Origin of the sequence: Tardiphaga robiniae, assembly GCF_001618955.1 — a bacterium.
GTDB lineage: Bacteria > Pseudomonadota > Alphaproteobacteria > Rhizobiales > Xanthobacteraceae > Tardiphaga > Tardiphaga robiniae_A.
The window spans coordinates 260,961-279,635 of the sequence record NZ_LVYV01000054.1 but is presented as its reverse complement, the minus strand read 5'-3'; the positions used below and the strand labels follow the sequence as shown (position 1 = coordinate 279,635).

Genomic DNA, 18,675 nt, shown 5'->3' with positions numbered 1-18,675 from the left:
AGGTCGCTGCGCATGGAAGCGTTCGTAGATATCGACGGCGTCACGCTGAAATACCGTGGCGCCTCGGGTGACATTGTCGCGCTTCAGGATGCGACGCTCAAAGTCCAGCGCGGCGAATTCGCCGCGGTGGTCGGCCCCTCCGGCTGCGGCAAGTCCACCTTGATGCGGCTCGTCACGGGCCTGCACAAGCCAACGGCCGGCACGATCGCCATCGACGGCAAACAAGTGACAGGACCGGTGAAGATGGCCGGCATGGCGTTCCAGAACGCCAACATGCTGCCGTGGCGCAAGGTGATCGACAACGTCCTGTTGCCGCTGGAAATTGTAGAACCGCATCGCTCGCAGTTCCGATCGAAGAAGGCCGAATTCCGCGCCAAGGCCGAGCAGCTTCTGGCCACCGTCGGTCTCGCCGGCTTCGGTGACCGCTATCCCTGGGAATTGTCCGGCGGCATGCAACAGCGCGTCTCCCTGTGTCGTTCGCTGATCCACGAGCCGGCGCTGCTGATGCTGGATGAACCTTTCGCCGCCCTCGACGCGTTCACGCGTGAGGAACTGTGGTGCGTGCTGCGCGATCTCTGGCAGCGCTTGGGCTTCACGGTGATTCTGGTGACGCACGATCTGCGCGAGGCGGCGTTCCTCGCCGACAACATCTACGTCATGAGCGCGCGCCCCGGTCACATCGTTCAGATCAAACCGGTCCCGTTCGCCCGTCCGCGCGATCTGCAGGTCACGTATGAGAAGGAGTTCGGCGACATCGTAATGGAGCTGCGCATGAAGATCGCACAGGTGCGCCAGTCATGAACCCGCGGACTCTCGAAAAGCTTTCGCCCTGGCTCTTCACCATTGCCATCTTCCTGGCCTGGGAACTGGCCTGCATCGTCTTCAAGGTCAACACGTCGGTGCTGCAGCCGCCATCGGCCGCCTTTGCGGCGATGTTCAAACTTTGGCGCGTGTTTCTCTATCATTCCTGGGTCACGCTCTGGGTGACCATGGTCGGATTTGCTCTGGCCGTCGGCTTCGGCATCATACTCGGCCTCGTGGTGGGCTGGTCGCGAGCGATCTATCGCGGGCTCTATCCGGTCATGATCGGTTTCAACACGATCCCGAAGGTCGCCATCGTCCCGCTGCTGATCCTGTGGTTCGGCATCGGCGAAGTACCGGCGATCGTCACCGCCTTCCTGATTTCGTTCTTCCCGATCGTGGTCAACATCGCCACGGGTCTGGCGACAACCGAGCCGGAACTCGAGGACGTATTGCGGGCCCTCGGCGCTGGCAAGCTCGACATTATGCTCAAGGTCGGCATTCCGCGTGCGCTGCCATATTTCTTCGGCTCGCTGAAGATCGCCATCACGCTGGCTTTTGTCGGCACCGTCGTGTCGGAGACGCTCGGCGCCAATGCCGGGCTCGGCTATCTGATCGCGCTGGAGGGCGCCAGCTTCCGCATGGCGAATGTCTATGCCGCCTTGCTGCTGCTCGCCTTCGAAGGGGTGCTCATGTACGCGGTCTTCGCGGGGATCGAGCAGCATTTCACCAAATGGGCCTTCCGGTCGCAAATGAGCGCGGCCGGCTAACGCCACAGGACCTCCTCCCGTCCACGGCGGGTTCCCGCCTGCGGAGCGGTTGGTGAGACACCGCCCTTGCGCTAGACTGCAGGGAGTCGGGCAGGTGCTGTGAAGACCGAACACCAAAATTCGTTGAGAACGCTGCAATGGATGATGGCTGCATCGCTGGCCCTTCCGCTTGCACTGTTTCTGTTTGCGGCGGCGACGTCGTGGGTGTCGACGCGCGAGATCGCCGACCGCGAGATCGAGCGCGCGCTCGATGTGGCGCACGAACACGCTTTAAAGGTGTTCGAGACGATCGACCGCAGCCTGTCCGAAATGAACGAAATCGTACGCGGCAAATCTGACGACGAACTGCGTGCGCAATCGGACCAGATGGCGGGCCGGCTGAAGCAGCTCACCGATGCGCTGCCGCAGTTGAAGTCGGTCTGGGTGTTCGACAATAAAGGCCGCGCGCTGGTCAACAGTCTGGATCTGACGCTGCCGGATCTCGATTTCTCTGATCGCGATTATTACAGGGTCCATATCGCAGGTGATGCCGGCACGTTCATCGGTCAATCGCTGTTGCCGCGCCCGCCCTATCAGGGCGCGTCGTTCTTTGGTGTGAGCCGCAGGCGGGTCTCGGCCGATGGCAGCTTCACCGGCGTGGTGCAGGCCTCTGTCTTTCCGGAATATTTCGATCGTTTCTATGCGCGCATCGGCCACGATGCCGGGAGCTTCTTTGCGCTTGGTCTCACCGATGGTTCGATCCTGGCACGTTATCCGCAGCTCTACCGTGAGGTGCGGCTCGACCCCAAGGGGCCCGTGGGCCGCACATTGTCGGCCCATCCTGTTGGAGGACTGGTCACGCTTGTCTCGCCCGGCGACAATGTCGAGCGCCGTATCGGCTATCAGCAGCTCGCTGGCTATCCGGTCTATGTCGCAGCAGGTCTTGAAACTTCAGCGATCCGTGCGCGTTGGCTGCGCACCATCAGCTATCATCTGATCTTCGGTGTTCCTGCGACGGCACTGCTGTTCCTGTTGCTGGTATTCGCGATCCGTCGCACCCGCCGGCTCAATTTCGAAGCGATGAAGCGGCGTGAGGCCGAAGAAGCGCTGAAACATGGCCAGCGGCTGGAAGCGCTCGGCCAGTTGACCGGCGGCGTCGCGCATGACTTCAACAATCTCCTCACCGTGATCCGCTCGTCAGTCGACTTGCTGCAACGGCCCGATCTCTCGCCGGATCGTCGTGCACGCTACATTGCAGCGATCTCCGAAACCGTGAATCGCGCCGCCAAGCTGACGGCGCAATTGCTGGCTTTTGCGCGGCGCCAGACGCTGAAGCCTGAAGTGTTCGACGTCGGCCAATGCGTGCATTCGGTGAGCGAGATTATCGGCACGCTGACGGGGGCGCCCATCGAAATTATGACCCATGTGCCCGATGAGGCGCTATTCGTGGATGCGGATGTCGGTCAGTTCGAAACCGCGTTGATCAACATCGCGGTTAATGCGCGCGATGCCATGGCGGGCGAGGGGCGGCTGACGATCGCTGTCAGCGCGGCAGAGCAAATCCCTGTTGCGCTCGCCCTGAGGCCGGACGGCTATGTGGCGATCTCAGTATCCGACACCGGCACCGGTATTCCCGCCGATCAGTTCGAGCACATCTTCGAGCCATTCTATACGACCAAGGAAGTCGGGCAGGGCACCGGCCTCGGACTTTCGCAGGTGTTTGGCTTTGCCAAACAATCCGGCGGCGAGGTAGTCGTTGCCAGCGAAGTCGGCAAGGGCAGCACTTTCACGCTCTATCTGCCGCGCGTCTCCGGCGACAGCATCGCGCCGGCGCTGTCGGCGAGCGAAGCGCCCGTCGTCGATGGCCACGGCATGTCGGTGCTGGTGGTGGAGGACAATCGCGACGTCGGGACTTTTGCGACCGATGCGCTGAGCGAGCTTGGCTACACCACGGTGCTGCGGCCGAACGCTCGGGAAGCGCTCGTCGAACTCGCCCGCCACGCCACCCGCTATGATGTGGTATTCTCCGACGTGGTGATGCCGGGAATGACCGGCATCGAACTGGCGCAGGAGATTCGAAAACTCTATCCGGATCTGCCGGTGGTGCTGACCTCCGGCTACAGTCATGTGCTGGCGCAGAACGGCACCTTCGGGTTCGAGTTGCTGCATAAGCCCTATTCGATCGAGCAATTGTCGCGGGTGCTCAGCAAGGCCGGCACGTGGCGCAAGGCCCAGCGCGAGGCTGTTTGAGTCGCCTGGGAACTCGAAGGAACCTTCTGATTTCCTTGGCGTTATCGCGCCATGAACAAGCAGTCCGTTAACGATTCCAAGCCCGAACCCAATCTCAAGTCCACCTCTGACGCAGAGGACGTGGAGGGGCCGATTGTCGGGGTCGTTGATGAGGCCGGTAAGCATATCGAGCCGCCGCCGCCTGAAGTCGTAGAGCCCGATCCGGACCTGACGCCGGAAGAAGCCGAGCAGGCGCGCAAGGACTATCTGCTGACGCGGTTCTGGATCAGCGCGCGTGGCTTCTGGGGCAAGTCGGGTGACAGACTCGCCTGGGTGTTCTCGGTCGCACTCTTGTTGATGATCGTCGCCAATGTGGCGTTTCAATACGGCATCAATGTCTGGAACCGCGCGATCTTCGACGCCATCGAGAAACGCGATGCGGCCAGCGTGTTTCATCTCACCGGCGTGTTCTTTCCGCTCGCCATCGGCAGCGTGTTGCTGGGCGTCGCGCAGGTCTATGGCCGCATGGGCATCCAGCGTCGCTGGCGCGCATGGCTGACCAATTCGGTCGTGTCGCGCTGGCTCACCAATGGCCGCTACTATCAACTCAATCTCGTCGGCGGCGATCACAAGAACCCCGAATATCGTATCGCCGAGGATCTGCGTATCGCGACCGACTCGCCCGTCGACTTCGTCTCCGGCGTCATCGCAGCATTTCTCTCCGCCACCACCTTCATCGTCGTGCTGTGGACCATCGGTGGCGCGCTGACGCTCACGGTAGGTGGCAGCGCTGTCACCATTCCCGGTTTCCTCGTCATCGCCGCGATCGTCTATGCCGCCATCGCATCGGGCTCGATCACGGTGATCGGCCGTCGTTTCGTGCAGATTTCCGAGGACAAAAACCAGGCCGAGGCCGAGTACCGTTATGCGCTTACCCGCGTGCGCGAGAACGGTGAGAGCATCGCGCTGCTCGGTGGCGAAGAGGAAGAGCGCGACGGCATCGACAAGACCTTCGGCCATGTCCTGAAGCAATGGGCGCGCCTTGCCGGCCAGCACATGCGCACCACGCTGGTATCGCAGGGCTCGAGCCTGATCGCGCCCGTCGTGCCGCTGTTGCTGTGCGCGCCGAAATTTCTCGACGGCAGCATGTCGCTCGGTCAGGTGATGCAGGCGGCGTCTGCCTTCACCATCGTGCAAAGCGCATTCGGCTGGCTGGTCGACAACTATCCGCGCCTTGCCGACTGGAACGCCTGCGCGCGCCGCATCGCCTCGCTGATGATGTCGCTGGACGGCCTCGAACGCGCCGAGCTTGGTGATGGTATCGGCCGTATCAAGCGTGGCGAAACGACGGGTGAGACCATGCTGAGCCTGCATGATCTCTCCGTGACGCTCGACGACGGCACTGCCGTAGTCGGCGATGCCGAAGTGAAGATCGAGTCTGGTGAACGTCTGCTCGTCGCGGGCGAGTCCGGCACCGGCAAAAGCACGCTGGTGCGCGCCATTGCGGGCCTGTGGCCATGGGGTGGTGGCAGCGTCAATTTCCATCCGGACCGGCGGCTCTTCATGCTGCCGCAGAAGCCCTATGTGCCGTCAGGCACCTTGCGCCGCGCAGCCGCCTATCCCGCGGCGTCGGAGGACTGGACCGTCGAGCAGATCGGCGAGGCCCTCGACAAGGTCGGGCTCGGCCATCTCAAGGAAAAGATCGAGGAGGATGCGCCGTGGGACCAGACGCTGTCCGGCGGCGAGAAGCAGCGTCTCGCTTTCGCGCGGCTGTTTTTGCACCGCCCTGATATCATTGTGCTGGACGAAGCGACCTCGGCGCTGGACGCGAAGAGCCAGGACAAGATGATGGAGCTGCTCACCAAGGAGCTGCCCAACGCCACCGTGGTATCTGTCGCGCATCGAGTCGAGCTTGAAGCCTTCCACAGCCGCAAGATCGTGCTGGAACGTCGCAAAGGCGGCGCCAAGCTGGTCAGCGACATCGATCTCATCCCGCGCAAGGGTAAGCGCCGTCTGCTCGGCCGCTTCCTGCGCCAGCGCAAGCCGGCCAGGAGCGCGGCATGACACCATGCGCTATGAGGCGCTTGCTGCGTGTTTCGACTTAGAAGAAGTTGATCTTCAGCGCCGGCGATAGGAAGATCGCGATATTGGCGAAGAGCCCGCCGGCATAGGCGGTTGAGCGCAGCGACGATTTATCCGCGATGTACAGCAGCGCGTGCGCGATCCGAAACGCGAGATAGAGAGCGGCCAGCACGCTCACGGTCGTCGCCGATGCGCCAAAGTTCAGCGCTGCGATGACCGAGACAGCGTAGAACGGGAAGCTTTCGAAGGCATTCTGATGCGCGGCATAGGCGCGGCGCTTGGCGCCTGAAAGGTTCTCGGCGCTGTCGCGTGGCGCGCTGTTATCGCGCGATCCCGCTTTGGCATAACCAATAATGATCAGCGGCAGCACTGCAGCAATCAAAATGCTCCAATAGGCGAACGGCATCGAAATCCCCCAGATCAAATAGTATGGCCAAACGGCCTCTTGATGAGCGGTTCCTGTTCCGCTGTCAAACCCGCCTCCATCCGGCCCGTTGTCGCGGAACATCGCATCGATCGCGCCGTTGTCAGTTCAACCCTAAGGGAGACAGATGATGGCCAATGACAATACCCGCGATATCGAGCGCGCCTGGGAATTGATGAAGAAGATCGGCTTTGCCATGCTGGTGACGCATGATGGCGACAAGCTGCGAGCGCGCCCGATGGCTGCCTATGTGGATCGCGATGCGGATGCGGTCTACTTCCTCAGCGATGCGCGCAGACACAAGGATGATGAGATCAAGCGCAATCCGAACGTGAATCTCTCTTTCGCAGATGCGAGCGATCAGAAGTATGTCTCGGTGAGCGGCACTGCTGCCGTCTCGAACGATCGCGCCAAGATCAAGGAGCTGTTCACTGCCTCCGCAAAGGCGTGGTGGGACAGCGCGGAAGATCCGAATATTCGCGTGCTGAAGTTCACGCCTGACGATGCCGAATTCTGGGACTCGCCGGGCACTGTGATCAGCTATGTGAAGATGGCCGCTGCGGCTGTGACTGGTACGCGTCCGGACATCGGCACCAACCGTAAGGTCGCAATCTAGATGCCTAAAGACGATTCACCCGGCATCGATCCCGTCGAGGATCCGCCGATCAAGCCCGGTCAACCCTCCGAACCGCCGCAGGAGAGCCCGCCGGGCAATCCGCGGCCCGAGGTACCGCCGCCGGTGCGCGATCCCGGTGAGCCGTCGCGACCCGAAGAGTTACCTGGAGATGTGCCTGATGAGATGCCGGTGCCAAATCCTGACATCAATCCGGGTCAACGGCCGCCTGCAGTGATGTAGCGAACTACAGATCGATGGCCTGAACGCGCAATGAACAAAGCGCGTTCGGGCCATTGTCGTGTCGAAAATAAAAACGAATTTGCATTTGCCTGTCGCCACATTCCGGCCCAATGCATATCAGTTGATCAATGTGCCGATTTGTTCGGCCGACAAAAATCAGTTTGTTGAAGATCCTTATCCGGGGGCCCAAGGTCTATCATGACAAAACTTCGTCTCGTATTACTGGCCACGACGACGCTCGGCGTTGCGCATATCGCAGCGACCGCTGCTTATGCGTCGAGTGTCGATGCGCCGATCGTGCTCGCGCAGGCCGCACCTGCTGCGCCTGAAGGTGAGCCCAAGGCTCCCCCGAAGGCCCCGCCCAAGGCTCCGCCCGCTGCTGCGCCTCCCGCCGCTGCGCCGCCGGTCGCACGCCCTGCTGCGCCACCGCCGCCGCCAGCTGCTCCCCCTGCTGCGCGTCCCGCGCCTCCGGCACCTCCTGCTGCGCCGCCGCCTGCGGCCGCACCTCCGCGCCCGGCACCACCGCCACCACCTGCGGCCGCTCCGCCGCCGCGCCCAACCCCGCCGCCGGCTCCCGTCGCGCCTCCGGCCCCGCGCGCCGCACCTCCAGCGCCGACCGCTGCGCCGGCTGCTCCATCAGCGCCAACGCCGCCCGCTGTGCGTCCCGAACGTCGCGAGCCCGGCGAAGGACGTCCTGAGCGCCGTGAGCCGGGTGCAACGCCGCCGGCCGGCGCACGTCCCGCGCCTGCAACGCCACCAGCCGCGGCGCCGGCGACACCGCCAGCCGCGCGGCCGCCTGCCGCTGCCCCGACACCGGCTCCGGCTACGCCGCCAGCAGCCGCAACGCCTCCTGCGGCAACGCCTCCTGCTGCAGCACCGGCGCCTTCGGCAGCTCCGGCTGCGCCTGGCACACCGCCCGCCGCAGGTGCGCCTCCGTCTGGTCGCCCCGGTGGCCCTGATGGGCGTGGTCCTGACGGCCGTGGTTCCGATGGTCGTCGTGGTCCTCCCGGTGGTCCCGGCGCAGGCGCGCCCGGTGCACCCGGCACGCCGCCCAATGCCGCCGCGCCCGGCGTCGCGCCGAACGCTGCGGCACCCGGCGCAGCACCGGCCGCCAGCACCGCAGCACCTCTCGTGGTCGCCCCCGGTGGCGGCAACATCAAGGTGGTGCAGCCACCCGCACCGACGGTAACGGCACCGATCCCTCAGGCGCCGCCGCCGGCAGCAGCGCTGACGCCGATCGCACCGGGCGCTGCCCCCCAGGGCCCGCGCAACATGGGCGATTTCCGCGGCCAGCGCAGCGAGCGCCAGGAGGGCGGTCGTACGATCATCACCGAGCCTGGACGTATCATCGTGCAGGATCCGAGTGGTCAGTCGTTCATCCGCCACAACGAGGTCGATCGCTTCCGCTACGGTGCGCGTGACATCCGGACGGATCGGGTCGGCGGCGAGGATCGGACCATCGTGATCCGCCCCGACGGTTCGCAGATCATCACGGTGGTCGGCCGCGACGGCCAGCTGCTGCGGCGTATCCGCAGGGATCGCCAAGGGCGCGAGATCATCATCATCGATAACTCGTTCCGCGGTCCGCGTGGCCCCGGCGGTCCGGGTGGTCTCGGCTTCTATGTCGATCTGCCGCCGCCGATGATCCGGATTCCGCAGAACCGTTACATCGTCGACTACGATCAGGCCTCGCCCGATCTCGTCTACGACACACTGATTGCGCCGCCGGTGGATCGAATCGAGCGTCGCTATACGCTCGATGAAATCCGCTACAGCCCGATGGTGCGCCAGCGCATGCCGTCGATCGATCTGGACTCGATCAACTTCGAGCTTGGATCATGGGAGATCCCGCCGGATCAGGCCTCGAAGCTGCAAGTGATCGCGGATGGTCTGAACAAGGCGATCTCGCGTAACCCGCGTGCAGTGTTCCTCATCGAGGGTCACACCGATGCGGTCGGCTCCGACGTCGACAATCTGTCGCTGTCGGATCGCCGCGCGCAGTCGGCGGCTGAATTGCTCACCCAGCAATTCCAGGTGCCGGCGGAAAACCTGACGTCGCAGGGTTATGGCGAACAGTATCTGAAGATCCAGACCGACGGTCCGGAACGTCAGAACCGCCGTGTCACGATCCGCAACATCACGCCGCTTCTCAACGGCGGTCAGGCCTCGCTGCCCCCGCCACCTCCCGGTACCGCGCCGCCGCGTCGCTGAGGGTTGCGATATAAATGAAAATGGCCGGGAGCAATCCCGGCCATTTTTTGTTTTGATAGTACGCTGCTGCCAATGGCTTCCCTCCCCACTGCGCCGCTTGGTGGAGGGAGAAGATCCGCGTGCTACTTCGCCGCCAACCCCAGCGCATCCACCATCACGCGAAACACTTCCGTATTGTCCATCGCGCCGCGCACGCGGTCGCTGCCGGGGCCGGTGGCGGTGAGGATAACGTCCTCGCCGGAATGCACGCTGGCGCCCATCATCGCCGGCAGATTGCCGAGCCGCAGCATACTGCCGGGCGCGTTCTTGTACTTCTCATTGGCCTTGAACGTGCCGGGCTCGTCGCCCTTCTCGGTCGGATCGTTCGGGTTGTCGAGTTTCGGCCGCAGCGTCTCGTAGTGATCGGGCAGACTCGCCGACATGATCGCAAGCCGCCGGCTGACATCGACGCGCGACGGATAGCCTTCGGCATCCGGCGCGGGATAATTCGGGAAGCCGGCTTTCTCATAGACGCCGAGACGTTCGCGCAGCGGCAGGTTCGGCACGGTGTTCATATCGTCGTTGACGGTGCCGACCAGGCTGTTGGGATGGCTATGGTCGGACACGACCAGGATCAGCGTGTCGTCGCCGCGCTTGGCTGCCCAGTCGCGGGCGAGCTTCACGGCATTGTCGAGCATGATGACGTCATAGACGGCGCGATCCATGTCGAGCAGATGCGCGTATTTGTCGATCAGGCCGGACTCGACCATCAGGAAAAAGCCGTTGTCGTTGCGCGACAGCACCTTGAGCGCGGCGTGCACCTGCTCGGTCAAATCCGGCTGCTGCGGAAATTTCTTCACGCCGCCGCCGCCGAGAAACTTGCGGTCCAGCACGCCGTCCATATTGCCGGGCGTGAACAGGCCGAGCAGCTTGCGTGTCTCGGGCTTCCTGGCGAGTCCGCTCAGTTCGGGCGCGGTGGTCGCAACCGAATAGCCGGCGTCGCGAAAGCGCGCGACATAGTCGATGTCATCCTTGCGCTTCGAGGCTGCCGCCGCCTGCGGCAGGAAATTTGCCGCGCCGCCGCCCATCAGCACATCCGGCCTGGCGGCAAAGAATTGCGCGACGATCTCGTCATAGGCCGCGCGACGGCGCGTATGTGCGACCATCGCGGCAGGTGTCGCATCCTCGACTTCGGTATTGGTGACGATGCCGATCGCCAGATCGAGCTTGCGCTTCGCAAGGCTGGTGATGGTCTCGACCTGCGGATCGTCGAACACATTCGCCGTGCGATCCGCATAGACGCCCATCGCATTGGTTGCGGTCTTGTGGCCGGTGGCATAGGCGCTGGCCGAATTCGCGGAATCGGTGATGATGGAGTCGGAGCCTGCGGTGGCCACCATCGCCATATGCGGCATGTCGTCCATGGCGAGCGTACCGCGGCTCTTGCCCTCGGAAATGCCCTTCGACAGCAAGCGTGCGCTGACGCGATGTGCCAGTGACATGCCGTCGCCGATGAACAGGATCACGTTCTTCGCCTTGCGCGGGCCGGTATCGTAGACGTTCCATGTCACCGCGCGGCTGCGCACGCCGTCGCTGACCTCGATCTTGTACGCACCCGGTTTGTTGAGCATCACGTCGCGCAGCAGCAATGCCGACTGATCCTTGCCGTCTTCCCTCGCGATGTAGTCCGCGGTCTTGCCGAACGCTGCAGTCTGGTCGGCGCCGTTGATCGTCACCTTGATATCGGCGGCCTGAACGAGTTCGGGAAACTCGACCTTGAAGTCGAATTTCGCGCCCGCAAGGATATCGGCGCGGTCGAGCGGATAGATCGTCTGCGCGCAGATTGGCGCGCTCATGAAAAAAGCCGCAAACGCGGCCAGTGAAACGGTCTTCGATACGTTGTTCAAGGAAGTGCTCCCGCAAAATGGGTGGCAGGCGTTGTCCTTGCAGTTACGACAACCGGATGTCGCGTTGATGACATCCGGTCGTAGAGTGGATTAGCGAAGCGTAATCCGCCGCGATCAGCTCTTGTCGTTGTCGAGCTTCGGAATATTCGAACCCTCGCCGGCCGACAGCAGGCCCGTCTTTGCGTAGAGATCGAGTTTGGCGCGGGTATCGGTGATGTCGAGGTTGCGCATGGTGAGCTGGCCGATGCGATCTGCCGGCGTGAACGGCGCGTCCTCGACCTTCTCCATGCTGAGCCGCTCCGGTGCATAGGTCAGGTTGGGGCTCTCGGTGTTCAGGATCGAGTAGTCGTTACCACGACGCAGTTCGAGCGTCACCTCGCCGGTGATCGCGCGCGCGACCCAGCGCTGCGCGGTTTCGCGCAGCATCAGGGCCTGGGAATCGAACCAGCGGCCCTGATAGAGCAGCCGCCCGAGCCGCATGCCGCTGATGCGGTACTGCTCGATGGTGTCTTCGTTGTGGATGCCAGTGACGAGACGCTCATAGGCGATGTGGAGCAGCGCCATGCCGGGCGCTTCATAGATGCCGCGGCTCTTGGCCTCGATGATCCGGTTCTCGATCTGGTCACTCATGCCGAGGCCATGGCGGCCGCCGATGACATTGGCCTCGAGGAACAGCGCGACAGCGTCAGTGAAGGTCTGGCCGTTCAAAGCAACGGGCTGGCCATCGACGAACCGCACCACGACCTTCTCGGCCTTGACGGCGCAGTCATCGCGCCAGAATGGCACGCCCATGATCGGGTTGACGATCTTGATGCCGCTGTCGAGCTGTTCGAGATCCTTGGCCTCATGGGTGGCGCCGAGCAGATTACTGTCGGTCGAATAGGCCTTCTCGGCTGACATCTTGTAGGCGAAGCCGTGGGCGGTCATGAAGGCCGACATTTCTGCGCGGCCGCCCAGTTCGTCGATAAACTGATCGTCGAGCCAGGGCTTGTAGATCTTCAGCTCCGGATTGGTCAGCAAGCCGTAGCGGTAGAACCGCTCTATATCGTTGCCCTTGTAGGTCGAGCCATCGCCCCAGATATTGACGCCGTCTTCCTTCATGGCCGAGACCAGCATCGTGCCGGTCACGGCGCGCCCGAGCGGCGTGGTGTTGAAATAGGCGATGCCGCCGGTCGAGACGTGGAACGCGCCAGCTTGAATAGCGGCAATGCCTTCGTGAACGAGTTGCGAGCGGCAATCGACCAAGCGGGCTTTCTCGGCGCCAAACTCCATGGCCTTGCGCGGAATCTCGTCGTAGTCGGCCTCGTCAGGCTGGCCGAGATTGGCGGTATAGGCAAAGACGCGGGCGCCTTTCTGCTTCATCCACAGCAGCGCCGCTGACGTGTCCAGCCCGCCGGAGAAAGCGATGCCGACGTTTTTTCCTTGGGGCAGGCTCTTCAAGATCGTGGTCATCGAACGTCCAATCGGGGCAGTTTCGGGTGCATACGGGCGCGCTATCAAACGTCCCGTGAAAGATCACCCGTTTAACGGCGGTTGACGGGAATCGCGTCCGGCACGGGACCGATGTCGCGACCGCGCAATTTCTGCCGCCAGCGATAGCCCGGCCAGGCGAAGCGCGTCAACGCAGCATCGATCTCCTCGTCGGTCTTCCGGGTGGAGGGCCAGCGGTAAATCCATCCGTGAATCAACCAGATGACCAGGAATGAGACGAGGCCGGCGATGGTCACGTCGGTAAAGAAATGGCCGCCGAAGGCCATCCGCCAGCCGGATGTGGCGAGGCCGAACACCGTCGCTGCCGCATAGGCGTAGGGCCGCACCGACGGCGGCGCGAGCGCGGCCGGAGCATAGGTCCAGAACGCCGTAGCGCCTTCGCCGGAAAAGAACGAGCAGTTGCGGCCGCACTGGCCAGTCGGATTCCACCAGGCCTTGAACTGCCAGGGGCCATTGAATTCGGAGACCATCACCGGCCGCGGCCGGCCCCAGAATGTCTTGAAGGTCAGATTGGTCAGGACCCCGGCCGACATCAGCATGGTGAGGATCAGGAAGGCCACGGTGCGGCCTCTCACCAGCAGCGGCCGGTTGGGCCAGATCAGCTTCACGATCAGCGCGAGGATCGAGGGCGCGACAAAGGCCCATGCGATCCACATCGCCGCATCGCGGGCGAACTGCGCATAGGGCAGCGACGTCGTGGGGAAACGTCGGGTCTCGGGATCGTAAAACAGCGCCGCGAGTTTGAGGTCAAGTTCGGGCCAGACTCCGAAGACAATGGCAATGGCGGCAAACAGCCCAAGCGCGATGAGGAGTCCGGTCCGGTTCATGGCGGGCGGTTTAACCGAGGCAGGAGTTGAAGGAAAGGCAGCGCATTATGGGCCGGCCGCGACATCGGGCTGCGGAGGCGCGCGCCGTGGCTGCCGCCAGGCGCCGGCGTTGCGGCCAGCGATCACCCAGTAGATCAGTCCCGCGATGATACCCGCGCCGGTCATGATTTCGAGATGCCGCCGCACAATGCCGTCGAAACTCATCGTGGCAGGGTCATAGGGGATCAGGCCGAGATAGCAGGCGAGCCCGACCGCCGCGCCGCCGAGCGCATAGACGATGACGCTGCGAATGTAGAAAGCCTCGGTAATGAGGACGACGAGCATCGCCGGGATCAGCGCAAAGCCGCTGATGAAGATGAAGCCGAAGCCCAGCAGGATGTTGATCGTGTTTGGATCGATGACGCCGGTATCGAGTGCGCTGAGTTCCGGAAACAGGATCGAGAACACCACGATCGCACCGCCGACAAGACAGGCCGCGCAGAAGCCGAGAAAGATGACGAACAGGCGGCCGATCAGCGCCATCGTCAGTCCGTCATCGCCATCGCGCGCAAAGCCTGACGCTCACGCGCCGACAGTTTCTCGGTCTCCGACTTCAACTGGCCGCAAGCGGCGAGAATGTCGCGGCCGCGCGGGGTGCGCACCGGCGAGGAATAGCCGGCATTGAAGATGTATTCGGAGAATTTCTCGATCTGGTCCCAATCCGAACATTCGTAGCGCGTGCCGGGCCACGGATTGAACGGGATCAGGTTGATCTTGGCGTGGATGCCCTTGAGCATCTTCACCAAGAGCTTGGCGTCTTCGAGCGAGTCGTTGACGTCCTTCAGCATCACATATTCGAAGGTGATGCGCCGTGCGTTGGACGCGCCGGGATAGTCGCGGCAGGCCTGCATCAATTGTTCGAGCGGATATTTCTTGTTCAGCGGCACCAGCTCGTTGCGCAGTTCATCGCGCACCGCATGCAGCGAAATCGCCAGCATGACGCCGATCTCGTCGCCGGTGCGCGAGATGTTCGGCACCACGCCCGAGGTCGACAGTGTGATGCGCCGGCGCGAGATGCCGATGCCTTCATTGTCGGAGACGATCAGCAGCGCGTCGCGCACCGCGTCGAAATTGTAGAGCGGCTCGCCCATGCCCATCATCACGATATTGGTGACGCGGCGATTGCCGTTGGGGCTCTCGCGGTCGGCCCAGTCGTTGAGGCGGTCACGGGCGACCATGATCTGGCCGACGATCTCGCCGGCCGTCAGGTTTCGCACCAGCCGCTGGGTGCCGGTATGGCAGAACGAGCAGTTCAGCGTGCAGCCGACCTGCGACGAGACGCAGAGAGTGCCGCGGTCGGTTTCGGGGATATAGACGCACTCAACCTCATGGGCCTTCTCGCCGGCGGTACCTGAAGGCAGCCGCAGCAGCCATTTCCGGGTGCCGTCATTGGAAATCTGCTCGACCACGACCTCGGGCCGCGCCACCGTGAAATGCTTTTCGAGTTCAGCCCGCATATCCTTGGAAATGCTTGACATTTCGGCAAAGGTCTGGACGCCCCGGACATACATCCAGTGCCAGATCTGCTGCGTCCGCATCTTGCGCTGGGCCGGCGCCACGCCGATGGAACCGAGCTTTTCCACGATTTCCGCGCGCGACAGGCCGATCAGCGACGGCTTAGCCAGCGGCACATAGGTCTCGGTGGCGATCTTCTCCAGCGGCGTCTCGCCCGCGGGCAATGCGCGGGAAGCGTCGATGGCGGAACCGGCCTCGGCTGAAACGGGGGTCATGGCGTTCGATCTATGATGTCGCGGGAAATCTGGCCTTAAACAGGCCGACCTCAAATAAGCTTTTCGCGCCCGAATGAAAAGGCGCGAAATGCGGCAATATTAACGACGACAAGGATTTAGCCGGGATTTTGGCGGCAATTACCGCCGGCAATCCTGCGCCAGACGGTCCAGCGCCTGGGCCAGGCCCTTCAGCGAAAACGTGTCGGTGGTCTCGGTGCCCTTGGCGGAAACGCCCTTCACGGTCACGTCGGCCGCCTTGCGCAGGGCTTCCACCATACGCTCTTCTTCGGCGGCGTTCTTGATCCAGAGCCCGTCGCCCTGCGTGTACATCGCATAGCGCGCGCCGCCGACTTCCAGCGTGGACTCGGAGCCCGGCTTCAACTGATAGCCGATCATGATCGAGACTTCGTTGGCCACCTTCTCGGCCGGGCGGGTCGAGACGAAGGCGTAAGCGGGATCGCGCGGGCGGTTCGCCGGATTGGTTTTCGACGACGCGGGCTTGGCCAGCGCGAAGCAAACTTTCTTGCCGTTCGGTGTCGCGGTGTAGGCGCCCCACGAGCCGAACTGTCCGACCAGCGTGGGCTCTGCGCCACCCGCTACAGCAGGCGCCGCGGCTGCGGGCTTTGCCGGTGTGGGGGCTGCCTTCGGTGCGGCGGCCTTGCCCTTCGATGCAGCGCTCTGCGCCTGCGCAAGATCGGAGATACCGACCATCGCTACACTCATCGACACAACTGTCAGGAATCGCCGCACGGACATCAAGTCTCGATCCTCTATCATTGTGACTGGAAGATGGCTCGCAACAAGACGGCTTTACCAAGACGATCTGGAATCGCTGACGTCACGGTGTCTGCCATATCCGCAAATCGCTTTCTTGAAAAGGCAGACGCGACTCCCGCAAGGATAGCAGTCCTTGCCTTGCTGTGCGCTGACGGCGCAGGGCTCATCCTCAGTTTTTTTGTCCAGCCCTCGGCTCAGGTCTTGGTGCGCGCGGCGCGCTGTGCGGCCCACTGCGCATCGCTCCACTGCAGCAGATCCTCTGCGCCAGATGCGCGCAGGTGCGCGCCGCCGTCCTGCACCACCATCTCGCCATTGATATAGCCGGCCTGATCGGAAATCAGGAAGCTTGCGAGATTGGCAAGTTCGCTGTGTTTGCCGACGCGGCCGAGCGGATTTTGTGCCGCAGGGCCGCTGTCGCGTGTCTCGGGCCGCAGCTGCCCTGTCGCGCCGGTGGTGGGGAACGGGCCGGGTGCGATGGCGACGGTGCGGATGCCCCTGGGTCCCCACTCCACCGCGAGCGACTTGGTCATGGCAAGGAGTCCAGATTTGGCCATTGCCGATGGCACGGTGAAGGCGCGGCCGGTGATGGTGGACGTCGAGAGGATGCTCAGCACCACGCCCTTGTGGTGTCCTGCGATCCAGCGCCGTCCGGCTTCAAGGGTGCAATACATCGCGCCGTGCAGCGTCGGTGCGAGGATCGCGTCGGCCGCACGGGCAGAGAGATGTTCGCTCTGCGCGATGAAGGTGGCTGCGGCATTGTTGACGAGGACATCGAGCGGTCCGTCGCACCAGATCGTCTCCATCATCGCCTCGACTGCCGCTGCGTCACGAATGTCGCATCGGGCAACGCTCACCTTGCCGCCGAAATCTGCACGCAATTGCGCGGCAGTTTGTTCGAGCTGTTCAAGTCGGCGACCGCAGATGATGAGCTCGGCACCCAGCTCCGCAAAGCGGCGACTCATGGACGCACCGAGGCCGGAGCCGCCGCCGGTGACCAGAATGCGCTTGTTGGCGAGCAGCGTTTTGTCGAACATGGGCGGTTCCTCGTTTGGCCGCGGGGCGGAATTACCTTTTCTCGAATCAGATTGTAGCGCGCCGTCAAATCCGGCATGACTCCCATCAACTGTCTCAAGCCGAAGGTCAGGTGATCAGATGAAAGCCATTCTTTGCTCGCAATTTTGCGAACCCGACGATCTCGTTCTCGCAGATATCGATAATCCCGTCGCCGGCGACGGTCAGGTCGTCATTGCGATCAAGGCCGCCGCGCTGAATTTCTTCGACATCCTGATGATCCAGGGCAAGTACCAGATCAAGCCGCCGTTCCCGTTCTCGCCCGCCGCGGAAGTCGCCGGCGTGATCGAGAGCATCGGCAGCGGTGTCACCGGCCTCAAGGTCGGTGATCGCGTGGTTGCATCCGTGGGTCACAATGGCGCACGTGAAAAGATCGCGGTGCCTGCGGCATCCGCCGTGAAGATTCCCGAAAATCTCGATTTCGATCGCGCCGCCGGTGTGATCATCACTTACGGCACCGCGCTGCATGCGCTGGAAGATCGCGCCAGCCCGAAGCCCGGCGAGACTTTGGCCGTGCTCGGCGCCGCTGGTGGCACTGGGCTCGCGGCCTGCGAACTAGGCAAGCTCTTGGGTCTCAAGGTGATCGCCTGCGCATCGTCGGATGAGAAGCTGGAATTCGCCAAGAAGCATGGCGCCGATATCGGCCTGAACTACGCAACCGAAGATCTGAAGGAAGGCCTGAAGAAGCTGACCGACGGCAAGGGTGTCGACATCATCTTCGATCCCGTGGGCGGTAAATATGCCGAAGCATCGCTGCGCGCCATCGCCTGGGAAGGCCGGTTCCTGGTGATCGGCTTCGCTGCCGGCGACATTCCGAAAATGCCGCTGAATCTCGCGTTGCTGAAAGGCTGCGACATCCGCGGTGTGTTCTGGGGCGCATGGGTGCGACAGAACCCCGAGAAGAACCGCGCCAATCTGGAAAAGCTGGTGAAGTGGGCCGCCGAAGGAAAGATCTCATCCCACGTGGATCGCACATTCCCGCTGGCCAAGACCGCCGATGCCCTCAAGGTGCTCGCCGGCCGTCAGGCTATGGGCAAGGTGATCCTGCATCCATAAACGAACCTGAGCGGATGCGGATTACGCGCCCGTCTCGCCATCCTTCAACTCGCTATTCTTCAATCCACGCGCGATGGCCGCTCTGGCGGCCTCGCGGTGGTCCGCGTTGATGTGGCTCGCCACCATGCGCAAGGCGGTGGCCAGCACCGCGGCATCGTCCGTGAATCCCAGAACGGGAAGCACGTCCGGCACGAAGTCGAACGGCAGCACGAAATAGGCGATGGCGCCGAGCAGCGCCGCCTGGACATGGCGCGGCGTCTGCCGGTCGAAGGCGCAGTAGTAAGCCGCCAGCAAGTCTTCGGCGAAAGGCAGCTTCAGGGCCAGTCGCTTGAGCTTGTGCCAGAACTGCTTGCGTACGCTTTCGCGGTCTTTGGCCAGTTCATCGGCTGGCTCGAAGCCCACGCTGTGGTCGGTTGCCATCGGCAATGTCCTCACGGCTGCAGTTT

At 63.0% G+C, this 18,675-nt stretch carries 17 protein-coding genes; 8 read left to right on the top strand and 9 right to left on the bottom strand.

Features of this window, described 5'->3' with window-relative positions; translation table 11 throughout:
• The first annotated feature begins 12 nt into the window (after nucleotides 1-12).
• From A4A58_RS26695 to A4A58_RS26680, 4 genes are all read left to right on the top strand, one after another.
• The gene (locus A4A58_RS26695) at nucleotides 13-801 is read left to right on the top strand and encodes an ABC transporter ATP-binding protein (RefSeq protein WP_068737889.1); all 789 of its coding nucleotides are present in this window, start codon (nucleotides 13-15) and stop codon (nucleotides 799-801) included.
• Complete coding sequence (locus A4A58_RS26690; RefSeq protein WP_068737887.1) at nucleotides 798-1,571, top strand: ABC transporter permease; 774 nt, start codon at nucleotides 798-800, stop codon at nucleotides 1,569-1,571. The genes A4A58_RS26695 and A4A58_RS26690 overlap by 4 nt, the downstream gene beginning before the upstream one ends.
• Before the next feature lie 99 nt (nucleotides 1,572-1,670).
• On the top strand, nucleotides 1,671-3,800 hold the full coding sequence (locus A4A58_RS26685; RefSeq protein ID WP_068737885.1) for a hybrid sensor histidine kinase/response regulator: 2,130 nt from the start codon (nucleotides 1,671-1,673) through the stop codon (nucleotides 3,798-3,800).
• A gap of 51 nt (nucleotides 3,801-3,851) precedes the next feature.
• Nucleotides 3,852-5,843, top strand: a complete 1,992-nt coding sequence (locus A4A58_RS26680; protein WP_081422082.1) for an ABC transporter ATP-binding protein/permease — start codon at nucleotides 3,852-3,854, stop codon at nucleotides 5,841-5,843.
• Nucleotides 5,844-5,880: 37 nt separating this feature from the next.
• On the opposite strand, the gene A4A58_RS26675 is transcribed toward A4A58_RS26680, so the two are convergent.
• Entirely contained in the window at nucleotides 5,881-6,369 is a 489-nt protein-coding gene (locus tag A4A58_RS26675) for an MAPEG family protein (protein WP_244499878.1), read from the bottom strand.
• A gap of 46 nt (nucleotides 6,370-6,415) precedes the next feature.
• On the opposite strand from A4A58_RS26675, the gene A4A58_RS26670 reads away from it, so the two are divergent.
• From A4A58_RS26670 to A4A58_RS26660, 3 genes are all read left to right on the top strand, one after another.
• Complete coding sequence (locus A4A58_RS26670; RefSeq protein WP_068738027.1) at nucleotides 6,416-6,901, top strand: pyridoxamine 5'-phosphate oxidase family protein; 486 nt, start codon at nucleotides 6,416-6,418, stop codon at nucleotides 6,899-6,901.
• Nucleotides 6,902-7,141, top strand: a complete 240-nt coding sequence (locus A4A58_RS26665; RefSeq protein WP_068737881.1) for a hypothetical protein — start codon at nucleotides 6,902-6,904, stop codon at nucleotides 7,139-7,141.
• A 198-nt stretch (nucleotides 7,142-7,339) separates the two neighbouring features.
• The gene (locus A4A58_RS26660) at nucleotides 7,340-9,352 is read left to right on the top strand and encodes an OmpA family protein (RefSeq protein ID WP_068737879.1); all 2,013 of its coding nucleotides are present in this window, start codon (nucleotides 7,340-7,342) and stop codon (nucleotides 9,350-9,352) included.
• 122 nt (nucleotides 9,353-9,474) lie between these two features.
• Here the strand turns inward: A4A58_RS26660 and A4A58_RS26655 are convergent, their stop codons facing one another.
• The 7 genes from A4A58_RS26655 to A4A58_RS26625 form a co-directional block, all read right to left on the bottom strand.
• Nucleotides 9,475-11,187 carry an alkaline phosphatase gene (locus A4A58_RS26655; RefSeq protein WP_068738026.1) on the bottom strand — a complete coding sequence of 571 codons (1,713 nt, stop codon included), beginning with the start codon at nucleotides 11,185-11,187 and terminating at the stop codon, nucleotides 9,475-9,477.
• A gap of 165 nt (nucleotides 11,188-11,352) precedes the next feature.
• A complete protein-coding gene (gene argG, locus A4A58_RS26650) occupies nucleotides 11,353-12,690 on the bottom strand; it encodes an argininosuccinate synthase (protein ID WP_068737877.1) in 1,338 nt (445 codons plus the stop codon).
• A gap of 71 nt (nucleotides 12,691-12,761) precedes the next feature.
• Nucleotides 12,762-13,556 carry a phosphatase PAP2 family protein gene (locus A4A58_RS26645; RefSeq protein ID WP_068737875.1) on the bottom strand — a complete coding sequence of 265 codons (795 nt, stop codon included), beginning with the start codon at nucleotides 13,554-13,556 and terminating at the stop codon, nucleotides 12,762-12,764.
• 45 nt (nucleotides 13,557-13,601) lie between these two features.
• Complete coding sequence (locus tag A4A58_RS26640) at nucleotides 13,602-14,078, bottom strand: hypothetical protein (protein ID WP_068737873.1); 477 nt, start codon at nucleotides 14,076-14,078, stop codon at nucleotides 13,602-13,604.
• Nucleotides 14,079-14,080: 2 nt separating this feature from the next.
• A complete protein-coding gene (gene rlmN, locus A4A58_RS26635; RefSeq protein WP_081422081.1) occupies nucleotides 14,081-15,325 on the bottom strand; it encodes a 23S rRNA (adenine(2503)-C(2))-methyltransferase RlmN in 1,245 nt (414 codons plus the stop codon).
• Between the two features lie 138 nt (nucleotides 15,326-15,463).
• Nucleotides 15,464-16,081: an invasion associated locus B family protein gene (locus tag A4A58_RS26630; protein WP_068737871.1), complete on the bottom strand. Its 618-nt coding sequence runs from the start codon at nucleotides 16,079-16,081 to the stop codon at nucleotides 15,464-15,466.
• Nucleotides 16,082-16,296: 215 nt separating this feature from the next.
• Nucleotides 16,297-17,136, bottom strand: coding sequence for an SDR family oxidoreductase (locus tag A4A58_RS26625; protein WP_068737869.1), 840 nt, complete (start codon nucleotides 17,134-17,136; stop codon nucleotides 16,297-16,299).
• 118 nt (nucleotides 17,137-17,254) lie between these two features.
• On the opposite strand from A4A58_RS26625, the gene A4A58_RS26620 reads away from it, so the two are divergent.
• Nucleotides 17,255-18,229, top strand: a complete 975-nt coding sequence (locus A4A58_RS26620) for an NADPH:quinone oxidoreductase family protein (RefSeq protein ID WP_068737867.1) — start codon at nucleotides 17,255-17,257, stop codon at nucleotides 18,227-18,229.
• Nucleotides 18,230-18,250: 21 nt separating this feature from the next.
• On the opposite strand, the gene A4A58_RS26615 is transcribed toward A4A58_RS26620, so the two are convergent.
• Nucleotides 18,251-18,649 carry a YkvA family protein gene (locus tag A4A58_RS26615; protein WP_068737865.1) on the bottom strand — a complete coding sequence of 133 codons (399 nt, stop codon included), beginning with the start codon at nucleotides 18,647-18,649 and terminating at the stop codon, nucleotides 18,251-18,253.
• Nucleotides 18,650-18,675: the final 26 nt, after the last annotated feature.

Excerpts from the sequence above, each read along its gene's own strand:
- A4A58_RS26680 (WP_081422082.1), top strand. The coding sequence starts at position 3,852 with ATGAACAAGCAGTCCGTTAACGATTCCAAGCCCGAACCCAATCTCAAG.
- rlmN (WP_081422081.1), bottom strand. The coding sequence starts at position 15,325 with ATGACCCCCGTTTCAGCCGAGGCCGGTTCCGCCATCGACGCTTCCCGC.
- A4A58_RS26615 (WP_068737865.1), bottom strand. The coding sequence starts at position 18,649 with ATGGCAACCGACCACAGCGTGGGCTTCGAGCCAGCCGATGAACTGGCC.
- A4A58_RS26640 (WP_068737873.1), bottom strand. The coding sequence starts at position 14,078 with ATGGCGCTGATCGGCCGCCTGTTCGTCATCTTTCTCGGCTTCTGCGCG.
- A4A58_RS26670 (WP_068738027.1), top strand. The coding sequence starts at position 6,416 with ATGGCCAATGACAATACCCGCGATATCGAGCGCGCCTGGGAATTGATG.
- A4A58_RS26675 (WP_244499878.1), bottom strand. The coding sequence starts at position 6,369 with ATGTTCCGCGACAACGGGCCGGATGGAGGCGGGTTTGACAGCGGAACA.
- A4A58_RS26620 (WP_068737867.1), top strand. The coding sequence starts at position 17,255 with ATGAAAGCCATTCTTTGCTCGCAATTTTGCGAACCCGACGATCTCGTT.
- A4A58_RS26655 (WP_068738026.1), bottom strand. The coding sequence starts at position 11,187 with ATGAGCGCGCCAATCTGCGCGCAGACGATCTATCCGCTCGACCGCGCC.
- A4A58_RS26690 (WP_068737887.1), top strand. The coding sequence starts at position 798 with ATGAACCCGCGGACTCTCGAAAAGCTTTCGCCCTGGCTCTTCACCATT.
- A4A58_RS26660 (WP_068737879.1), top strand. The coding sequence starts at position 7,340 with ATGACAAAACTTCGTCTCGTATTACTGGCCACGACGACGCTCGGCGTT.
- argG (WP_068737877.1), bottom strand. The coding sequence starts at position 12,690 with ATGACCACGATCTTGAAGAGCCTGCCCCAAGGAAAAAACGTCGGCATC.
- A4A58_RS26695 (WP_068737889.1), top strand. The coding sequence starts at position 13 with ATGGAAGCGTTCGTAGATATCGACGGCGTCACGCTGAAATACCGTGGC.
- A4A58_RS26630 (WP_068737871.1), bottom strand. The coding sequence starts at position 16,081 with ATGTCCGTGCGGCGATTCCTGACAGTTGTGTCGATGAGTGTAGCGATG.
- A4A58_RS26645 (WP_068737875.1), bottom strand. The coding sequence starts at position 13,556 with ATGAACCGGACCGGACTCCTCATCGCGCTTGGGCTGTTTGCCGCCATT.
- A4A58_RS26665 (WP_068737881.1), top strand. The coding sequence starts at position 6,902 with ATGCCTAAAGACGATTCACCCGGCATCGATCCCGTCGAGGATCCGCCG.
- A4A58_RS26625 (WP_068737869.1), bottom strand. The coding sequence starts at position 17,136 with ATGTTCGACAAAACGCTGCTCGCCAACAAGCGCATTCTGGTCACCGGC.